Here is a 1,843-nt window from a genome sequence, read left to right as displayed (position 1 = left end):
CCGACACCGAGATTCGGGTCAGTTACTCGGCGCGGGCTCGCCGGGTGTGGCTGGCGCGCGGTGAGGCCTGGTTTAGCGTGGCCCACAATAATTTAACCCGGTTCGAGGTTCGCGCCGGCGCGGGACGGATAGAGGATGTCGGCACCCAGTTCAATGTACGCCAAGATCCGGCGAAAGTTGAAGTGACCGTCCAAGAGGGCGAAGTCGCGGTTCAGGTGGCCAAGAATCCGGAAGCGCTGCATCTGACCGCCGGACAGCAAACCGACTTCGACCCGCAAGGGAATACCGCGCCGGTAAGGGCCTGCGATCCGACCACCATCGCCGCTTGGCGCGGCGGCGTGCTGGTTTTGAAAAACTTGACGCTGGCGGACGTGGCGCGGGAATTGGAGCGTTATCATCCGGTGTCGATCGAAATTGCCGACGATGCGTTGCGGCAATTGTCGGTCAGCGGCCGCTTTCCGGCCGACGATCTGCAACTGGCCCTGAATACCATCGCTACTGCGTTGCCGGTCAGAATCGCGCATTTGGACGGTCACCGAATTAGTATCCTGGCGAGGCGGTAAATTTCGGCTCCGGCGGGGACGGAACGCTTTGGTACGTGTTGGGCAGGGCATTCCGGCAACGCCGGTTAAAACGGCGCAAGTGGCGGTGTTTTATTTTTGAAACGGTCTTATCGAGCGGAACATTCACTATTCGATAAGGAGCACCGATGTCTAAATTTCCGCTGTATGTCGTCGCCGCACCCGCGTTGCTGGCTGCGAGCCTGGTTCGAGCAGACGAACAAACGTTTGCCATCCAAATTCCCGCCCAACCGCTGGCCGCCGCCTTGGATGCCTTGTCTCGGCAAACCGGCGTCCAACCGTTTTACGCCGATGGCGCGGTGGCCGGCAAAGCCGCGCCGGCGGTCAACGGCCGCTTCAGCGTGGCGCAGGCTTTGCAGCAGTTGTTGGCCGGTAGCGGTTTGGTTTTCAGTTTTACCGCCGCCAATACCGTCGCGATCAAGCCGGCGGGCGCGGCGGCGGATCGCGTCGAAACCTTGGGCGCGGTGACGGTGACCGCGCAAACCGCTTACCTGGCCAACGATCCTTACAACCCGCAATACAATCGCACTAACGCCAGCACCGCGACCCGTACCGATACGCCGCTGATGGAAACCCCGGCATCGATTCAAGTGGTGCCGCAACAAGTCTTGAAGGATCAGCAAGCGATTACACTAGCCGACGGTTTGCGTAACGTCAGCGGCGTGCAGATCAGCCCGTCGCCGACTTACGAAAACTTTACCGTGCGCGGCTTTGACATGAACGGCGCGACCTACCGTAACGGCATCCGCGAAGCCTCCTGGGCGGCGGAAACCGCCAACGTCGAGCGCCTGGAAGTACTGAAAGGCCCCGGCGCGATGTTGTACGGCCGAATCGAGCCGGGCGGCATGATCAACCGGGTGCTGAAAAAGCCGTTGTTCACGCCGTATTACGCGCTGCAGCAACAGTTCGGCTCGTTCGATAACTATCGAACCACCGTGGATGCCAGTGGCGCGCTGAATCAGGATAAAACCTTCGCCTACCGCTTCAATCTGGCTTACCAGGATACCAAGTCGTTTCGCGACTTGTTTTACCGCGACCGGATCTTTATCGCGCCGCAATTTACCTGGCAAATCAGCGACCGCACCGAAGTCAACTTCGGCATGGAATATCAACGCGACGATTTTCGCTGGGATGACGGGTTTCCGGTGCTGAACGGCGCGACGCGACCGGCTAATTTGCCGATCAATACCGCGTTGAGCGACCAATCCGCGCACGCCAATCAGGAACGTAACGTCGCGGACCTGAATTGGTCGCACGCCTTC

2 protein-coding genes are annotated in these 1,843 nt (G+C 59.9%); both read left to right on the top strand.

What is annotated here, in order from left to right; all coding sequences use genetic code 11:
* Positions 1 to 563: FecR family protein (locus AC3B8H_RS20945; RefSeq protein WP_488443445.1), on the top strand; the 563-nt coding region annotated here is incomplete at its 5' end.
* A gap of 146 nt (positions 564 to 709) precedes the next feature.
* Positions 710 to 1,843, top strand: a 1,134-nt coding sequence (locus tag AC3B8H_RS20940; RefSeq protein ID WP_488443444.1) for a TonB-dependent siderophore receptor, incomplete at its 3' end; no start/stop codon positions are given.

The sequence above is a fragment of the Methylomonas sp. BG-2 genome (genome assembly GCF_057766305.1).
The sequence above is the reverse complement of the archived record's forward strand: the minus strand, read 5'-3'. Positions and strand labels throughout refer to the sequence as shown.